The organism is Massilia niabensis, assembly GCF_042655085.1.
Classification (GTDB): Bacteria; Pseudomonadota; Gammaproteobacteria; order Burkholderiales; family Burkholderiaceae_D; genus Telluria; species Telluria niabensis.
This window is the reverse complement of sequence record NZ_JBHSMU010000009.1, coordinates 355,343-370,249: the sequence shown is the minus strand read 5'-3', so window position 1 is coordinate 370,249 and position 14,907 is coordinate 355,343. Positions and strand designations below refer to the sequence as shown.

Genomic DNA, 14,907 nt, shown 5'->3' with positions numbered 1-14,907 from the left:
AAGGAAAAGCACATGAAACTGAATATGAACAATAAATTGATCTCGCAAATGCGAGCCGCCACCCGCAGCCTGATGGGCAAGCAGATGGGCAAGCAGCCCCCGGTGGACACCAACAAGGTCATCCAGGATGCCCTGAAAAGCGCCTCGGCCATGACCCAGGCTGCCCAGCAGCAGATGCGCAACATGCCGCAGGCGAATGGCGGAACGCCCGCAGGCATGCCGCCCGAGGTGGCGGACATGCTGGCTGAACTGAGCCGCAAGTTCGGCGGCGCCGGCGTCGGGGGCGTCGCTGCCGCCAACGAGCCCGCCATTGCCCTGCCGGGTACCTTCAGCGAAGGCAGCTACACCAACAGCGCCGGCACGCGCAGCTATAAATTGTATGTGCCGAGCAGCTACAAGGGTGAACAGGTGCCGCTGGTGGTGATGCTGCACGGCTGCACCCAGGACCCGGACGACTTCGCCCACGGCACCAAGATGAACGCGCTGGCCGAGGAAATGAATTGCCTCGTGGTCTACCCGGCGCAATCGCGCCAGGCGAATGCCTCGCGCTGCTGGAACTGGTTCAGCGACGTCGACCAGAAGCGCGACCAGGGCGAGCCGTCGATCATCGCCGGCATCACCCGCGAAATCATGGGCAAGCATTCAATCGATCCGGCCCAGGTGTATGTGGCGGGCCTGTCGGCGGGCGGCGCGATGGCCACCATCATGGGCACGCTGTATCCGGAACTGTACGCGGCCGTCGGCGTGCACTCGGGGCTGCCGTATGCCTCCGCGCACGACCTGCCTTCCGCGCTGGCGGCCATGAAAGGCCAGCTCCAGCGCCAGAACAAGCCCGGCCAGTCGATTCCGATCATCGTCTTCCACGGCGACGCGGACCACACCGTGCACCCGACCAATGGCGACGAGCTGATGGTGCATGCGCGTGACGCTTCCGACGCCATGGCGGTCGAGCCGGGCCGCGTGCCGGACGGCCACGCCTTTACCCGCACCATGCACAAGCGGGCCGACGGCAAGGTGCAGGGCGAGCACTGGGTCATCCACGGCGCCGGCCACGCTTGGTCGGGCGGCAGCGCGCGCGGCACCTATACGGATGGCAAGGGGCCCGATGCCAGCCGCGAGATGATGCGCTTTTTTAGCACGCATCGTTAAAGCAAAGGCACTACACCTGCGGTGCGTCCAATGGCGGCAGGTTCGCCATTGCCGCGATGTGAGCGCGCAGGCAGGCCGGGCACCAGCAGCTCGTGTCGACGCCCGGCACGGGCAAGGCGGGCGGCAGTTCGGTGCACCAGCACGGACCCGGGCTACCATCGGCCATGGCGCAGCCGAAGGTCGCTCCGCAACGGGAACATTGGCTCATGGCGCACCCCTGCGACAGAAAGTTTTCGTCATGTGTAATATCGCTGAAGCATTCATCGGCGGCCATCCTGACCCGGTCAGGCCATAAAATACAACAAGATCGCTGCATAATGCCCACAAAGGCGGCCTTGTTGCCTGTAAAATCTCCGCCACTTTCATTTCGGACTCACCATGAACGCTCAGTTGACCAGCCTGCAGACCGAGGAGCAAAACAACGACCTGACCAAGGTCTCGCCGCAAATCAAGGCGCAGATCCTGGCAGAGGCGCTTCCTTACATTCGTAACTTCCACGGCAAGACCATCGTCATCAAATACGGCGGCAATGCCATGACCGACGAACGCCTGAAGCATGGCTTCGCGCGCGACGTCATCCTGTTGAAACTGGTGGGCATGAACCCGGTCGTGGTGCACGGCGGCGGTCCGCAGATCGACAACGCCCTGAAAAAGATCGGCAAGCAGGGCACGTTCGTCCAGGGCATGCGCATCACCGACGAAGAAACCATGGAAGTGGTCGAGTGGGTGCTGGGCGGCGAAGTGCAGCAGGACATCGTCATGCTGATCAACCACTACGGCGGCCAGGCAGTCGGCCTGACCGGCAAGGACGGCGGCCTGATCCGCGCACGCAAGATGAGCATGCCGGACAAGGAAAAGCCGGGCGAATTCGTCGACATCGGTTTTGTCGGCGAGATCGAGGCGATCAATCCGGCCGTCGTCAAAGCGCTGCAGGACGACGCCTTCATCCCGATCATCTCGCCGATCGGCTTCGGCCAGGACGGCCAGGCCTATAACATCAATGCCGACGTCGTCGCCGGCAAGATCGCGGAAATCCTGAAAGCCGAAAAGCTGATCATGATGACCAACATCGCGGGCGTGCAGGACAAGGCCGGCAATCTGGTGACCGACCTGTCGGCGCGCGAGATCGACGAGATGTTCGAAGACGGCACGATTTCCGGCGGCATGCTGCCGAAAATCTCGTCGGCGCTGGACGCGGCCAAGTCGGGCGTCAATACGGTGCACATCATCGATGGCCGCATCGAGCACTCTTTGTTGCTCGAAGTCTTGACCGAACAGGCTTTTGGCACTATGATCCGGTCGCACTAAACATTTGTGGCGGCGTCCATGCCGCCATATCAGTACCGCCCTTTTAGCTCAGTGGTAGAGCACTCCCTTGGTAAGGGAGAGGCCACGTGTTCAATCCACGTAAAGGGCACCATCTCCCCCTCAGTCCCTCCTAGTACACCCGCTCCACCTTGATGCCGCGCCGGCGCAGCAGTTCGGGCAGTCCGTTTTTTCCCAGCAGATGCAGCAAACCCACGGCCACGACCGCATTGTTCTCGCGCGCCAGCAGTGACGCCGCCTTGTCGGCCATCGGTCCGTTGCGCTTGTTCAGCAGCACCTCGCGCGTGAACCTGCCGCTGAGCGTGGCATCGAGCTCGATCCGGCGCGCGATCCGGTCCAGCGCGGCCTGGTCGGCGCGCTCATAGGCCTCGAGCAGCTCGCGGCCCTCGCGCAGCTGGCGCCCCGATGCCATGTTGTCCAGCGTTTCCTCCAGCAGGCGCCACTGGTCCTCGTCTGGCACGCGGTTCATCAGCGCCGCCTGGTACTGCACCGATTCGAGCTCGGTGACCCGGGTCTTGCCCGTCTTGTTGTCATGCGCCAGTTGCGCCAGATGGGCATCCACGCCCAGGGCCGGGTTGTAGCCCAGTTTGCCCATGTCGAGCAACGCGAGCATCGTCGCCACCATCCAGGGTTTCATCTGCGCCACGGCGGCCGGGTCGACGCCCTGCCCCTTCAGGCCGGCCTCGATGCGCAGGCGGCGCGCAGCCGGCAAGCCGGCCATGCCTGGGCTGCCGGCCGGGAACATGCCGTGCTGCTGGAGTGCCGCCAATACCGCGGCCGGATCGCGCGCGGCGTCAATTTCCAGCGCCAGCGTCGGCGCGGCCGCCACCGCGGCACGGATGCGCGGCTCGAGCGGATAGAAGTCGGCCCGGCCGGCGTGGATGGTGCCGTACAGGTAGAGCGTGTTGCCCTTGCTGGTCGCCTTGAACAGGGCGCCGCGCTCGGCGGCCAGCGCCTGGCACGCCATCAGGAGCAGGCTGAGGAACACTACTATAATCGGGCGTCGCATACTCTTTTTCTCTGTGTCTGAACCGTGTCAAATCATAAACCCTCCGCTCCCGTCTGGCTGTTCGATCTCGACAACACCCTGCACGACGCTTCGCACGCGATTTTTCCGGCGATCAGCGCCAACATGAACACGTATATCGCGCGCGTGCTGCATGACGGCGTCAACGAGGTCACTCAGGAGCGCATCGATGCCGCGCGCCTCGGCTACTGGAAGCGCTACGGCGCCACCCTGCTCGGCATGATGCGCCACCACGGCGTCGACGCACCCCACTTCCTGCGCGAGACCCATGATCTGAAGGACCTGCGCGCCATGATGCGTTCCGAAGCGGGCCTCGGACGCCTGCTGCGGCGCCTGCCCGGCCGTAAAATCCTGCTGACGAATGCACCGCTGGACTATTCGAGCCACGTCATGCGCCACCTCGGCATCAACCGTCATTTCGCCCACCACATCGCCATCGAGCAGATGCACGTGCACCGCCAGCTGCGTCCGAAGCCGTCGAAACTGATGTTGGCACGCCTGCTGCGCCGTCATGGCGTGGCCGCGCGCGATTGCGTGCTGGTCGAGGACACGCTGGCCAACCTGAAAAGCGCCAAGCAGCTCGGTCTGGGCACCGTCTGGGTCACCCAGTACCTGCGCCGCGGAGAGCGCAGCACGCTGGCGATGGCCCGTCCGCGAAGATTGATTCGCCCCAACTATGTCGATGTCAAAGTAAAATCCGTGCGGCAGCTGCCGAGGCAACTGCATCGGCTCCGCTAATTCATTCACTCAACCCTTCGAGATCCCATGGCAAGTACCAGGCCAGGCCAGCGCAAACTGCAAATCCTCCAGGCCCTGGCGGCCATGCTTGAACAGCCGAAGGGCGAGAAGATCACTACCGCCGCGCTGGCGGCGCACCTGGCCGTGTCGGAAGCGGCGCTGTACCGCCACTTCGCCAGCAAGGCGCAAATGTACGAAGGGCTGATCGACTTCATCGAGTCGAGCGTCTTCGGCGTGATCAACCAGATCGTCGAAAAGGAAGAGCGCGGCGTCGCCCAGGCCCACGCCATTCTCACCATGCTCCTGAATTTTGCCGCCAGCAATCCGGGCATGACGCGGGTGCTGATCGGCGACGCCCTGGTCGGCGAGGACGAACGCCTGCAACTGCGCATGAACCTTTTCTATGACAAGGTCGAACTGGCCTGCAAGGGCGCGCTGCGCCTGGCCGTGACCCAGGGCCACGGGACCGAGGACGACGTGCCGGCGCGCGCCAGCCTCCTGGTGAGCTATGTCACCGGGCGCTGGCACCGCTTCGCCAAGAGCGGCTTCCGCCAGAACCCCGCCGAGGGGACGGGCGTACAATTGTCGCTGCTGCTGGCAGGCTGAGGCTTCTCGATGAACACGGTCTTTGCATTGCTCGACGATGCGAGCGCGGAGGGGCATGCGCAAGCGCGCTCGCGCCTGTACACGGGCCATGCCGGCACCCTGGAGTGTGCCGATGCCGCCGGCTGGAACGCGGTCCTGGCCGGGTTGCAGGCGGCCTTGGCGCGCGGCCTGTACGCCGTGCCCCTGCTCTCCTATGAACTTGGCGCGCACCTGCTCGGCATCCCGTGCAAGCCTTTGGCGGGGCCGCTGGCCCGGGTGCTGCTGTTCGAGCGCTGCGAGCGCATGACGGCCGAGAGCGCGGCGGCCTGGGTGGCCACGCGCGCCGCTGCCGGCGCCGCCCCGGCCGGCATTGGCGGCGTTGCTGCCAATGCCGACGAAGGGGATTTCGTGGACGCGATCGGGCGCATCCGCGACTACATCGCCGCCGGCGACACCTACCAGGTGAATTACACCTACCGCCTGCGCTTCGACGCCTTTGGTTCCATCTTCGGGCTGTACCAGCGCCTGCGCGCGCGCCAGCCGGTACCGTATGGCGCATTGATCGGCCTGCCCGACGGCAGCGCCGTGCTCTCGTTTTCGCCTGAACTCTTCGTGCGCTACCAGGCAGGCCCCGAGGGCGGCACCCTGCTGACGCGCCCGATGAAGGGCACGGCGCCGGCCGGCGAGGACGAGACCACGACGGCAAAGCGCGCCGCCGCCCTCGCGCTGGATGCCAAGAACCGCGCCGAAAACCTGATGATCGTCGACCTGCTGCGCAACGACCTCGGGCGGATCGCGCAGACCGGCAGCGTCGCGGTGCCGAAACTGTTCGAGGTGACGCGCTTCGGCGCCGTGCTGCAGATGACCTCCACGGTGACGGCCAGCCTGCGCCCGGACGCCTCGCTGGCCGAGGTGTTCGGCGCGCTCTACCCCTGCGGCTCGATCACGGGCGCGCCCAAGCGGCGCACCATGGAAATCATCGAGGAACTCGAGCCCGATGCGCGCGGCATCTATACCGGGGCCATCGGCTGGTTCGACCCGCCCGGGGACGCGCGCGCGTTTGGCGACTTCTGCCTGTCGGTACCGATCCGCACCCTGGCCCTGGGGCCGGCGCCGGATGATGAGGAAATGCGCCGCGGGGAGCTCGGCGTGGGCGCCGGCATCGTCTTCGACAGCGACCCGACATCCGAATTCGCCGAATGCCAGCTCAAGGCGCGCTTTTTGACCAGCTTGCCCAACGCGTTCGAGATCTTCGAGACCATCAAGGCCTCCTGGCAGGACGGACCGCGCCACCTCGACGGGCATCTGGCGCGCATCGCCGCTTCCTGCGCTTACTTCAAGCGTCCGTTCGACGCGACGGCTGCGCGCACGCTGGTGCTCGACGCCTGCCTCGGCCTGCCGCAGGACGCCAGCCTGCACCGGCTGCGCCTGGCGCTGGATGCGAACGACGGGTTGACGATCACGGCGGCCCCGCTAGCGCCGCTGCACGAGCCGGTGCGCCTGGTCCTGGCCGAAGAGACGACGCATTCCGCCGACGTCTTCCTGCGCCATAAAACGGCGATCCGCAACCGCTACGACGCCGCCTGGCGCGCAGCCGAAGCGCAAGGCGCCTTCGACGCCCTGTTCTTCAACGAGCGCGGCGAGCTGACCGAAGGGGGACGCAGCAATGTGTTCGTGCGGATCGACGGCAACTGGTTCACGCCGCCGCTGTCGTGCGGGTTGCTGCCGGGTGTGATGCGCTCCGTAATGCTGGCCGCACCCGCCTGGCACGCTCGGGAACGCGTGATCACGCGCGCCATGCTGGAACGGGCCGAGGGCATCGTCGTGTGCAACGCCCTGCGCGGCCCGCTGCGCGCTTACCTGTAGGGTGGACGGCTTCGCCGTCCACGCGCTCAACTCCAGCCTGAACTCTTCTACATCGGCTGCTTATGGTGCCAGCATCTGCTCGATCTTGCTGACCAGCTGCGGATCTTCCGGCGTCACCTTGCTCGGGAAGTGCTCCACGACTTTACCGTCGCGCCCGATCAGGTATTTCGCGAAATTCCACTTCGGCTCCTTGCCGGTCTGCTTCGCCAGCGCCGCGTGTAGCGGATTGGCGCCGGCGCCGCTCACGGCCGTCGGCGCGAACATGGGGAACTTCACGCCATAGGTGTTATAGCAGAGGTCGGCGATCTCTTTGGTGCTGGCCGCTTCCTGCTTGAAATCGTTCGACGGGAAGCCCAGCACCACCAGGCCGCGCGGGCTGTATTTCGCGTACAGCTTTTCCAGCCCTTCGTACTGCTTGGTGAAGCCGCAATAGCTGGCGGTATTCACCACCAGCACCACCTTGCCGGCGTACTGGCAGAGGTCTTGCGGCGCTTCGTCCTGCAGGCGCTTGAAGTTCTGCTTGAGCAGCGCCGGGCAGGCGGCAGGCGTGGTCCCTGCGGCGACAGTCGGACGGTGCGGTACGACGCCCGTCGGTTGGGCTGACGCGGACGAGACGGTACCAATGAGGGCGGCAAGCAGGGCAAAAGGCAGGATGGCGGTTTTCAGCATGATGGGTCCAGGAAGTAACTCAGTATAGTAAATCAGGCGTCGAGCTTGCGGTGTTCAATTTTCAGGCAGTGGTTCATCACCACGTCGAGGCCGGCGGCGCGGGCGAGGTCGGCGGCGGCCTGGTTTTCGATGTCGAGCTGCATCCACAGGCAGCCGGCGCGGATCGCGATGGCGTCGCGCGCCAGCGGCGGGATGTCTTCCGGCTTGCGGAAGCAGTCGACGATATCGATGCGCTGGCCGCTCGGCGCGAGCGCATCGGCCGCTTCCTGCAGGCTGGCATGCACGCGTTCGCCGAGGATCTCGTCGCCGGCATATTGCGGGTTGACCGGGAGGATGCGGTAGCCCTGCTGCTGCAGGTAGTCGGCCACGCCGAAGCTGGCGCGCTCGGGCTTCTTGGACAGGCCGACGATGGCGATCGTTTTGCTGTCTCGCAGGATTTGGGGAATCGTTCTCATGGGGGCTCGCAAGGGGTCGGGTTCGGTGCTAGCTTAACAGGTTTGCATCATTTCGCCAGCATGGGCATGCGCCGTATGCTGATTGCGCGAACCCGGCCATATGTGGAAAGATGGCAGGTCATCCCACCTATGAATGCATCCATGAATCTCGCACGCGCACGTCTTTTCACCCCCTTTTTTTTCGCATTGGCCATTGCCGGCTGCGCGCTCAAGCCGACAGCGGTGGACGTCCCGGTCGTCGCCGTCACCGACTGGGGCGGCACACCGGCCGACCCGGCCCGTGCGCGGCGCCACAGCATCACCCACATCACCCTGCACCACCAGGGCGAACCGTTCAAAGCGGGCACCGACCCGCGCCAGTACCTGCGCAAGCTGCAGACCTGGTCGAGGAATACCAAGGGATGGCTCGACATCCCCTACCACTACATCATCGACCTCGAGGGCAAGACCTACGCCGGGCGCGACATCGCCTACGCCGGCGACACCAACACTGAATACGACCCGAGCGGCCATGCGCTGATCGAAGTGGTGGGCAATTTCGAGGAGGTCGAGCCGAACGCGGCCCAGCTCGCGGCCGTGGTCGACGTCATGGCGATGCTGGCAAAGAAGTACAAGGTGCCGGTCGAGCGCATCGCCAGCCACCGCGACCACGACAGCAAGACGGTCTGCCCCGGCGCCAATCTGTACAGCTATGTACAAAGCGGCTACTTCCGCGAGAAAGTAGCCGCCCGGCTGGCCCAATCGGCTGGCACAGCCCCACACTGATCCGGGCCGTTACAGCTTCGCTGCCTTGATCTGCTGGCCGTTCTGGTGCAGCACCAGGTAGCTGCTGTCGGCCCCGTCGAAGCGTACTTCAGCCTCCACATCGCGCGAGAAGAAGGCCGTCTCGCTGGCCGGGAAGATCTCCAGCTTCGGCTGGCCGCTGGCCTGAGCATAGTAACGGTCGCCTTCGCGGCTGAGCGCGAGGATAAAGCTCGGCGCCAGCTGGTAGCGGCCGACGCGGGCGTCGAAGGACGCGTTGGCGATCTTCACCGCCTGGCGCGCAGCGGGCGCGGCGCCGATACGCGGATGCTTGACCTCGTTGCCGTCCTGGACCATCGTCACGCCCGTCACTTCTCCCTTGTCGCCCTGCGCGAACTCGAAGTACTCAAGCCCCTGCGGATTGTAGAAGCCGGTCGGCGAATAGGCGTTCAAGCGCACCGGCGGGCGGCCGCTGCGCTGCATCGTCAGGGTGTCGCCGTCGCGGCGGAAGGTGCGCGTGATCGATTTTTCGATTTCGTAGACGCCGGCATAGCGCTCCAGCACGGCGGCGTCGAGGGTGACCGCCTTGAACTCTCGGTAGGGCTTGCCGATGGCGATCGCCGCGGCCTTGTTCGCCACCACGGCCGGGTTGACCAGGCCGCCGTCGGCATTGCTCAGCACCGCCACGAACACCTTGTGTTCGGGCAGGCGCTGGGCATAGGTCGAGAAGCCGTTGATGCCGCCGCCATGCGCGATTGTCTGCGTACCCAGCAGCTGGCGCACTTCCCATCCGTAACCGTATCCCGTGGATTTGCCGTCGGCCAGCGTGTAGGGCGTAAAGGCGCGCTGCCAGCTGGCAGCTTTCAACAGCTTGCCCTGTGAAATGGCCGCATCCCAGCGCGCCAGGTCGTCGACGCTGGACACCAGCGATCCGGCCGCATACGGCTGCGTCATGCTGAGGGTGGCGCTGCGGCCAAAGGCCTGCCCGTCGCTCGAGTGTCCCAGCGCCCGCGGCGCCTTGCCGCGCTCGAAGCCCTCATAGGCCGTGTCCTGCATGCCGAGCGGGACGAAAATCCGCTGTTCCACGAACTTCGCGTAAGGTTGGCCCGATACCTTCTCGATGATCGCGCCCAGCAGGAAGTAGCCCGAGTTGTTGTAGCGGTAGCGGGTACCCGGCTCGAATTCCAGCGGGTCGTTTTTAAAACTGTCGATCATCTGGGCGACGCCCAGGTCTTTCGCCATGCCCGTCATGTAGCCCGGCTTGCCCGTGTAGCTGACGATGCCCGAGGTATGCGTCAGCAGGTGCTCGACCGTGATCTTCTTGCCGCCGGTCGGGTAATCCGGGAAGAAGCGCGTGATGTCGTCGGTCAGTGCCAGCTTGCCCTCTTCCGCCAGCATCAGGATGGCGACCGCCGTGAACTGCTTGGTGATCGAACCGAGGCGCAGGCTCATGTCCGCGCTCATCGGCTTGTTGGCGGCGGTGTCGGCCATGCCGTAGGCCTTGCGGAATACCGTCTTGCCGTCCTTGACGACGATGACGGTGGCGCCGGGCTCGTTCGCCTTGTAATACGCCTTGAGGCTGGCGTCGATGGCGGCGCCCAGCGCCTGCTGGGACTGCTGCGGCTGAGCGGCGGCAGCTGCCTCCTGCGCGCCCGCCATCGGTGCGCCGAGCAGGACGAGTACGGCCACGCAAACTGCGGAAAGTTTCAGCATCTCAGGCATCCCTTCTTATCGAGTTGGTATGTGATGACTGTACTTACGCTGCGGATCTTGAACAACGCGTTCCGGACGAACTGCCGAAAACGCAGGACGAGCTGCAGCCGGCGCAGCCCGGGCAATAAAAAAGGCAGCCCGAAGGCTGCCTTTTTGGCGTACTGCTTGCTGTTGAAGTCTTACCGACCGCGCGAACGCAATCTCTGGATCGCCGCCAGCTGCGCGATCGCCGAGGCCAGTTCGGCCTGGGCTTTCGCGTAGTCGATCTGCGCGTCCTGCGATTGCATCAGCTCTTCGGCCTGCTGCTTGGCCTCCAGCGCTTTTGCTTCGTCGAGGTCGCCACCGCGGATTGCGGTGTCGGCCAGGACCGTCACGCCGTTCGGCTGCACCTCGAGGATGCCGCCGGCGACGAAAACGAACTCTTCATTACCGCCGACCGTCTGGATGCGTACGGCGCCCGGACGGATCCGCGTGATCAGCGGGGTGTGCTTCGGGTAGATACCCAGCTCGCCCGCCTCACCCGGCAACGCGACGAATTCGGCTTCGCCGGAGAAGATCGCCGCTTCGGCCGAGACCACGTCAACGTGAAATGTGTTTGCCATGTGTGTCCTTCAGGTTGAAGAGCCGACTTAGGCAGCCAGTTTCTTGGCTTTTTCGACCGCTTCTTCGATGGTGCCGACCATGTAGAACGCCTGCTCCGGCAGGTGGTCCAGTTCGCCCGACGCGATCATCTTGAAGCCCTTGATCGTGTCTTTCAGCGAAACGTACTTGCCTGGTGCGCCGGTAAACACTTCAGCGACGTGGAACGGCTGCGACAGGAAACGCTGCATCTTGCGAGCGCGAGCGACCAGCAGCTTGTCTTCCGGTGCCAGTTCGTCCATGCCCAGAATCGCGATGATGTCACGCAGTTCCTTGTAGCGCTGCAGGGTGCCCTGGACCGCGCGCGCGGTGTCGTAGTGTTCCTGGCCGACGACGAGCGGGTCCAGCTGGCGCGAGGTCGAGTCGAGCGGGTCGACCGCAGGGTAGATACCCAGCGAGGCGATGTCACGCGACAGAACGACGGTCGAGTCCAGGTGGGCGAAGGTGGTGGCAGGCGACGGGTCGGTCAAGTCATCCGCAGGGACGTAGACGGCCTGGATCGAGGTGATCGAACCGGTCTTGGTCGAGGTGATGCGCTCTTGCAGGCGGCCCATCTCTTCGGCCAGGGTAGGCTGGTAGCCCACGGCCGACGGCATACGGCCCAGCAGTGCCGAGACTTCGGTACCGGCCAGCGTGAAGCGGTAGATGTTGTCGACGAAGAACAGGACGTCTTTACCCTCGTCACGGAAGGCTTCGGCCATCGTCAGGCCGGTCAGCGCGACGCGCAGGCGGTTGCCTGGTGGTTCGTTCATCTGGCCGTAGACCATCGCGACCTTCGAGTTTTCAGGCGTTTCCAGGTCGACGACCTTGGCGTCCGCCATCTCGTGGTAGAAGTCGTTACCTTCGCGGGTACGCTCACCAACGCCGGCGAACACGGACAGGCCCGAGTGCGCTTTGGCGATGTTGTTGATCAGTTCCATCATGTTGACGGTCTTGCCGACGCCGGCGCCGCCGAACAGGCCGACTTTACCGCCTTTGGCGAACGGGCAGACCAGGTCGATGACCTTGATGCCGGTTTCCAGCAGGTCTTGCGATGGCGACAGTTCGTCGTATGCAGGAGCGGTACGGTGGATCGATGCCATGCGCTCATGGCTGACCGGACCGCATTCGTCGATCGGATTGCCCAGCACGTCCATGATGCGGCCCAGGGTCGCAGTGCCGACTGGCACCATGATCGGGTTGCCGGTGTTCTGGATCATCATGCCGCGACGCAGGCCTTCGGAGCTGCCCAGTGCAATGGTACGGACGATGCCGTCACCCAGCTGCTGCTGTACTTCCAGGGTCAGTTCGGAGCCTGCCATTTTCAGTGCGTCGAAAACTTTCGGCATGGCGTTACGCGGGAATTCCACGTCAACCACTGCGCCGATACACTGAACGATTTTGCCATCAGCCATGTTCGTTCCTTCAGATATAGTTAATTACTTGTCGTTTAGACCGCTGCCGCACCGGCGACGATCTCGGAGAGTTCTTTGGTAATCGCTGCCTGGCGGGTCTTGTTGTAGACCAGCTTCAGCTCGCCGATGACGCTACCTGCGTTGTCGCTTGCCGCCTTCATCGCGACCATGCGCGCCGATTGCTCGGACGCCAGGTTTTCTGCGACGGCCTGGTACACCAGGGCCTCGACATAACGCACCAGCAGTTCGTCGATCACGACTTGCGGTTCCGGCTCGTAGATGTAATCCCACGAGATCGCGCCCTTTTCTTGTTCCATGTGCTTGGCCGGCAGCGGGAGCAGTTGCTCGACGACCGGTTCCTGTTTCATCGTGTTGATGAACTTGGTGTAGCACAGGTAGACGGCGTCCAGCTGGCCATCCTGGTATGCGTCGAGCATGACCTTGATCGGGCCGATCAGCTTGTCCAGGTGCGGGGTATCGCCGAGCTGGGTCGCGGACGACACCAGCTTGACGCCGACACGGTTCAGGAAGCCCAGGCCCTTGTTGCCAATGGCAACTGCCTCGACGCGGTTGCCCGCCGTTTCCATTTCGCGCGATTTCACCGTCACCTGGCGCAGGATGTTGGTGTTCATGCCGCCGCACAGACCCTTGTCGGTCGTGACGACGATGAAACCCACTGCCTTTGCCTGCACGTGCTTGGCTTGCGCCATGAACACGTGCGTGTACTCCGGGTTTGCGCCGGCCAGATTGGCGGTGATGTTCCGAATTTTTTCACTGTAGGGACGTGCCGCGCGCATCCGTTCCTGCGCCTTGCGCATTTTGGATGCGGCGACCATTTCCATCGCCTTGGTGATCTTCTTCGTATTTTCTACGCTCTTGATCTTGCCACGAATCTCTTTGCCTACTGCCATGAGTCCTTACTCCTTCCGGTCACCAGCATCGCATTTGGAAAAGCGATGCTGGATCCTTCATTTCATAAATTAAAATGCGCCGGATTTTTTGAAATCAGCAATGGCGGCGGCGAGTGCTGCTTCGGCGTCCTTGTCCAGTTGCTTGGTTTCTTCGATCTTCGACAGGAGCGCAGCCTGTTTCGTCTTCAGGTAGCCGTGCAGGCCAGCTTCGAACGGCAGCACCTGCTTGACTTCGATATCGTCGAAGTAGCCCTTGTTGACGGCGAACAGCGATGCGGCCATCAGCGAGATCGGCAGCGGCGAGTATTGCGGCTGCTTGAGCAGCTCGGTCACGCGCGCGCCACGGTCCAGCTGCTTGCGGGTCGATTCGTCCAGGTCCGATGCGAACTGCGCGAACGCTGCAAGCTCACGGTACTGCGCCAGGTCGGTACGGATACCGCCCGACAGGTTTTTGATGACCTTGGTCTGGGCGGCGCCACCGACTCGGGAGACCGAAATACCGGCGTTGATCGCAGGACGGATACCGGCGTTGAACAGCGAGGTCTCCAGGAAGATCTGGCCGTCGGTAATCGAAATCACGTTGGTCGGCACGAAGGCCGAGACGTCGCCCGCTTGCGTTTCGATGATCGGCAGTGCGGTCAGCGAACCGGTCTTGCCGGTGACGGCGCCGTCGGTGAAGTTCGACACGTAGTCGGCGTTCACGCGTGCTGCGCGCTCGAGCAGGCGGCTGTGCAGGTAGAACACGTCGCCTGGGTAAGCTTCGCGGCCTGGTGGGCGGCGCAGCAGCAGCGAAATCTGGCGATAGGCAACGGCCTGCTTCGACAGGTCGTCGTACACGATCAGCGCATCCTGGCCGCGGTCGCGGAAGTATTCGCCCATCGCGCAGCCCGAGTAGGCCGAGATGTATTGCATGGCAGCCGATTCCGACGCCGATGCGGCGACGACGATCGTGTACTCCATCGCGCCGTGCTGCTCGAGCGAGCGCACGATGTTCTTGATGGTCGATGCCTTCTGGCCGATTGCGACATACACGCAGGTCACGTTCTGGCCGCGCTGGTTGATGATCGCGTCGACTGCAACAGCCGACTTGCCGGTCTGGCGGTCGCCAATGATCAGCTCGCGCTGGCCACGGCCGATCGGCACCATCGCGTCGATCGACTTGATGCCGGTCTGCATAGGCTGCGACACCGACTCACGGGCGATCACGCCCGGGGCGATCTTTTCAATCGGGGCGGTCAGGGTCGTGTTGATCGGACCCTTGCCGTCGATCGGCTGGCCCAGTGCGTTGACGACGCGGCCGCGCAGTTCAGGACCGATCGGCACTTCCAGGATGCGGCCGGTCGTCTTGACGGTGTCGCCTTCCGAGATGTGCTCGTACGCACCCAGGATGACCGAACCGACCGAGTCGCGCTCGAGGTTCATCGCCAGGCCGAAGGTATTGCCGGGGAATTCCAGCATCTCGCCCTGCATCACGTCCGACAGACCATGGATGCGGCAGATACCGTCGGCGACGGAGATCACCGTGCCTTGATTGCGAACGTCAGCCGAACCTTCGAGGCCCTGGATGCGGCTCTTGATCAGTTCGCTGATTTCAGATGAATTAAGTTGCATGAGTGCTAACTCCTAATAAGTTCTTGATGCGTAGGGCAAGGACGTGAGATGCCGGCCGGCGTGCAAAGTTCGGTGCAAAGTTC

The 14,907-nt window shown here is 63.8% G+C and carries 15 protein-coding genes and 1 tRNA gene; 7 read left to right on the top strand and 9 right to left on the bottom strand.

Annotated elements, in window-relative coordinates; genetic code table 11:
* The first annotated feature begins 18 nt into the window (after positions 1–18).
* Positions 19–1,149, top strand: coding sequence for an extracellular catalytic domain type 1 short-chain-length polyhydroxyalkanoate depolymerase (locus tag ACFPN5_RS09835; RefSeq protein WP_417568508.1), 1,131 nt, complete (start codon positions 19–21; stop codon positions 1,147–1,149).
* Between the two features lie 10 nt (positions 1,150–1,159).
* Here ACFPN5_RS09835 and ACFPN5_RS09830 read toward each other — a convergent pair whose 3' ends face one another.
* A complete protein-coding gene (locus ACFPN5_RS09830; RefSeq protein ID WP_379782620.1) occupies positions 1,160–1,357 on the bottom strand; it encodes a cysteine-rich CWC family protein in 198 nt (65 codons plus the stop codon).
* 170 nt (positions 1,358–1,527) lie between these two features.
* Here ACFPN5_RS09830 and argB point away from each other — a divergent pair, with 170 nt between their 5' ends.
* Both argB and ACFPN5_RS09820 read left to right on the top strand, forming a co-directional pair.
* Positions 1,528–2,457 carry an acetylglutamate kinase gene (gene argB, locus ACFPN5_RS09825; RefSeq protein ID WP_379782618.1) on the top strand — a complete coding sequence of 310 codons (930 nt, stop codon included), beginning with the start codon at positions 1,528–1,530 and terminating at the stop codon, positions 2,455–2,457.
* A 37-nt stretch (positions 2,458–2,494) separates the two neighbouring features.
* Positions 2,495–2,569: transfer RNA gene (locus ACFPN5_RS09820), tRNA-Thr, on the top strand.
* An 18-nt stretch (positions 2,570–2,587) separates the two neighbouring features.
* On the opposite strand, the gene ACFPN5_RS09815 is transcribed toward ACFPN5_RS09820, so the two are convergent.
* Entirely contained in the window at positions 2,588–3,484 is an 897-nt protein-coding gene (locus ACFPN5_RS09815) for a TraB/GumN family protein (protein WP_379782617.1), read from the bottom strand.
* A 24-nt stretch (positions 3,485–3,508) separates the two neighbouring features.
* Here ACFPN5_RS09815 and ACFPN5_RS09810 point away from each other — a divergent pair, with 24 nt between their 5' ends.
* The 3 genes from ACFPN5_RS09810 to ACFPN5_RS09800 are packed head-to-tail and all read left to right on the top strand — an operon-like array spanning position 3,509 to position 6,691.
* Positions 3,509–4,240 carry a pyrimidine 5'-nucleotidase gene (locus ACFPN5_RS09810; protein ID WP_379782615.1) on the top strand — a complete coding sequence of 244 codons (732 nt, stop codon included), beginning with the start codon at positions 3,509–3,511 and terminating at the stop codon, positions 4,238–4,240.
* 27 nt (positions 4,241–4,267) lie between these two features.
* Positions 4,268–4,846, top strand: coding sequence for a nucleoid occlusion factor SlmA (gene slmA, locus ACFPN5_RS09805; protein ID WP_379782612.1), 579 nt, complete (start codon positions 4,268–4,270; stop codon positions 4,844–4,846).
* Between the two features lie 9 nt (positions 4,847–4,855).
* Positions 4,856–6,691 (top strand): chorismate-binding protein, encoded by a 1,836-nt coding sequence (locus ACFPN5_RS09800; RefSeq protein WP_379782609.1) that lies wholly within the window; start codon positions 4,856–4,858, stop codon positions 6,689–6,691.
* Between the two features lie 60 nt (positions 6,692–6,751).
* Here ACFPN5_RS09800 and ACFPN5_RS09795 read toward each other — a convergent pair whose 3' ends face one another.
* Positions 6,752–7,360 carry a glutathione peroxidase gene (locus ACFPN5_RS09795; RefSeq protein WP_379782607.1) on the bottom strand — a complete coding sequence of 203 codons (609 nt, stop codon included), beginning with the start codon at positions 7,358–7,360 and terminating at the stop codon, positions 6,752–6,754.
* 32 nt (positions 7,361–7,392) lie between these two features.
* On the bottom strand, positions 7,393–7,815 hold the full coding sequence (locus ACFPN5_RS09790) for a CoA-binding protein (protein ID WP_379782605.1): 423 nt from the start codon (positions 7,813–7,815) through the stop codon (positions 7,393–7,395).
* A gap of 141 nt (positions 7,816–7,956) precedes the next feature.
* Here ACFPN5_RS09790 and ACFPN5_RS09785 point away from each other — a divergent pair, with 141 nt between their 5' ends.
* Positions 7,957–8,580 carry a peptidoglycan recognition protein family protein gene (locus tag ACFPN5_RS09785; protein ID WP_379782603.1) on the top strand — a complete coding sequence of 208 codons (624 nt, stop codon included), beginning with the start codon at positions 7,957–7,959 and terminating at the stop codon, positions 8,578–8,580.
* Between the two features lie 9 nt (positions 8,581–8,589).
* Here ACFPN5_RS09785 and ACFPN5_RS09780 read toward each other — a convergent pair whose 3' ends face one another.
* The 5 genes from ACFPN5_RS09780 to atpA form a co-directional block, all read right to left on the bottom strand.
* On the bottom strand, positions 8,590–10,269 hold the full coding sequence (locus ACFPN5_RS09780) for a serine hydrolase (RefSeq protein ID WP_379782600.1): 1,680 nt from the start codon (positions 10,267–10,269) through the stop codon (positions 8,590–8,592).
* A 179-nt stretch (positions 10,270–10,448) separates the two neighbouring features.
* Entirely contained in the window at positions 10,449–10,871 is a 423-nt protein-coding gene (locus tag ACFPN5_RS09775) for a F0F1 ATP synthase subunit epsilon (protein WP_379782598.1), read from the bottom strand.
* Between the two features lie 27 nt (positions 10,872–10,898).
* Entirely contained in the window at positions 10,899–12,302 is a 1,404-nt protein-coding gene (gene atpD / locus ACFPN5_RS09770) for a F0F1 ATP synthase subunit beta (RefSeq protein ID WP_379782596.1), read from the bottom strand.
* 35 nt (positions 12,303–12,337) lie between these two features.
* Positions 12,338–13,213, bottom strand: coding sequence for a F0F1 ATP synthase subunit gamma (atpG, locus tag ACFPN5_RS09765; RefSeq protein WP_379782594.1), 876 nt, complete (start codon positions 13,211–13,213; stop codon positions 12,338–12,340).
* Between the two features lie 69 nt (positions 13,214–13,282).
* On the bottom strand, positions 13,283–14,824 hold the full coding sequence (gene atpA, locus ACFPN5_RS09760) for a F0F1 ATP synthase subunit alpha (protein WP_379782592.1): 1,542 nt from the start codon (positions 14,822–14,824) through the stop codon (positions 13,283–13,285).
* Positions 14,825–14,907: the final 83 nt, after the last annotated feature.

What these genes read in the sequence shown, in the direction of transcription:
- ACFPN5_RS09830 (WP_379782620.1), bottom strand. Translation starts at nt 1,357, where the DNA reads ATGAGCCAATGTTCCCGTTGCGGAGCGACCTTCGGCTGCGCCATGGCC.
- argB (WP_379782618.1), top strand. Translation starts at nt 1,528, where the DNA reads ATGAACGCTCAGTTGACCAGCCTGCAGACCGAGGAGCAAAACAACGAC.
- ACFPN5_RS09815 (WP_379782617.1), bottom strand. Translation starts at nt 3,484, where the DNA reads ATGCGACGCCCGATTATAGTAGTGTTCCTCAGCCTGCTCCTGATGGCG.
- slmA (WP_379782612.1), top strand. Translation starts at nt 4,268, where the DNA reads ATGGCAAGTACCAGGCCAGGCCAGCGCAAACTGCAAATCCTCCAGGCC.
- ACFPN5_RS09800 (WP_379782609.1), top strand. Translation starts at nt 4,856, where the DNA reads ATGAACACGGTCTTTGCATTGCTCGACGATGCGAGCGCGGAGGGGCAT.
- ACFPN5_RS09795 (WP_379782607.1), bottom strand. Translation starts at nt 7,360, where the DNA reads ATGCTGAAAACCGCCATCCTGCCTTTTGCCCTGCTTGCCGCCCTCATT.
- ACFPN5_RS09790 (WP_379782605.1), bottom strand. Translation starts at nt 7,815, where the DNA reads ATGAGAACGATTCCCCAAATCCTGCGAGACAGCAAAACGATCGCCATC.
- ACFPN5_RS09785 (WP_379782603.1), top strand. Translation starts at nt 7,957, where the DNA reads ATGAATCTCGCACGCGCACGTCTTTTCACCCCCTTTTTTTTCGCATTG.
- ACFPN5_RS09780 (WP_379782600.1), bottom strand. Translation starts at nt 10,269, where the DNA reads ATGCTGAAACTTTCCGCAGTTTGCGTGGCCGTACTCGTCCTGCTCGGC.
- ACFPN5_RS09775 (WP_379782598.1), bottom strand. Translation starts at nt 10,871, where the DNA reads ATGGCAAACACATTTCACGTTGACGTGGTCTCGGCCGAAGCGGCGATC.
- atpD (WP_379782596.1), bottom strand. Translation starts at nt 12,302, where the DNA reads ATGGCTGATGGCAAAATCGTTCAGTGTATCGGCGCAGTGGTTGACGTG.
- atpG (WP_379782594.1), bottom strand. Translation starts at nt 13,213, where the DNA reads ATGGCAGTAGGCAAAGAGATTCGTGGCAAGATCAAGAGCGTAGAAAAT.
- atpA (WP_379782592.1), bottom strand. Translation starts at nt 14,824, where the DNA reads ATGCAACTTAATTCATCTGAAATCAGCGAACTGATCAAGAGCCGCATC.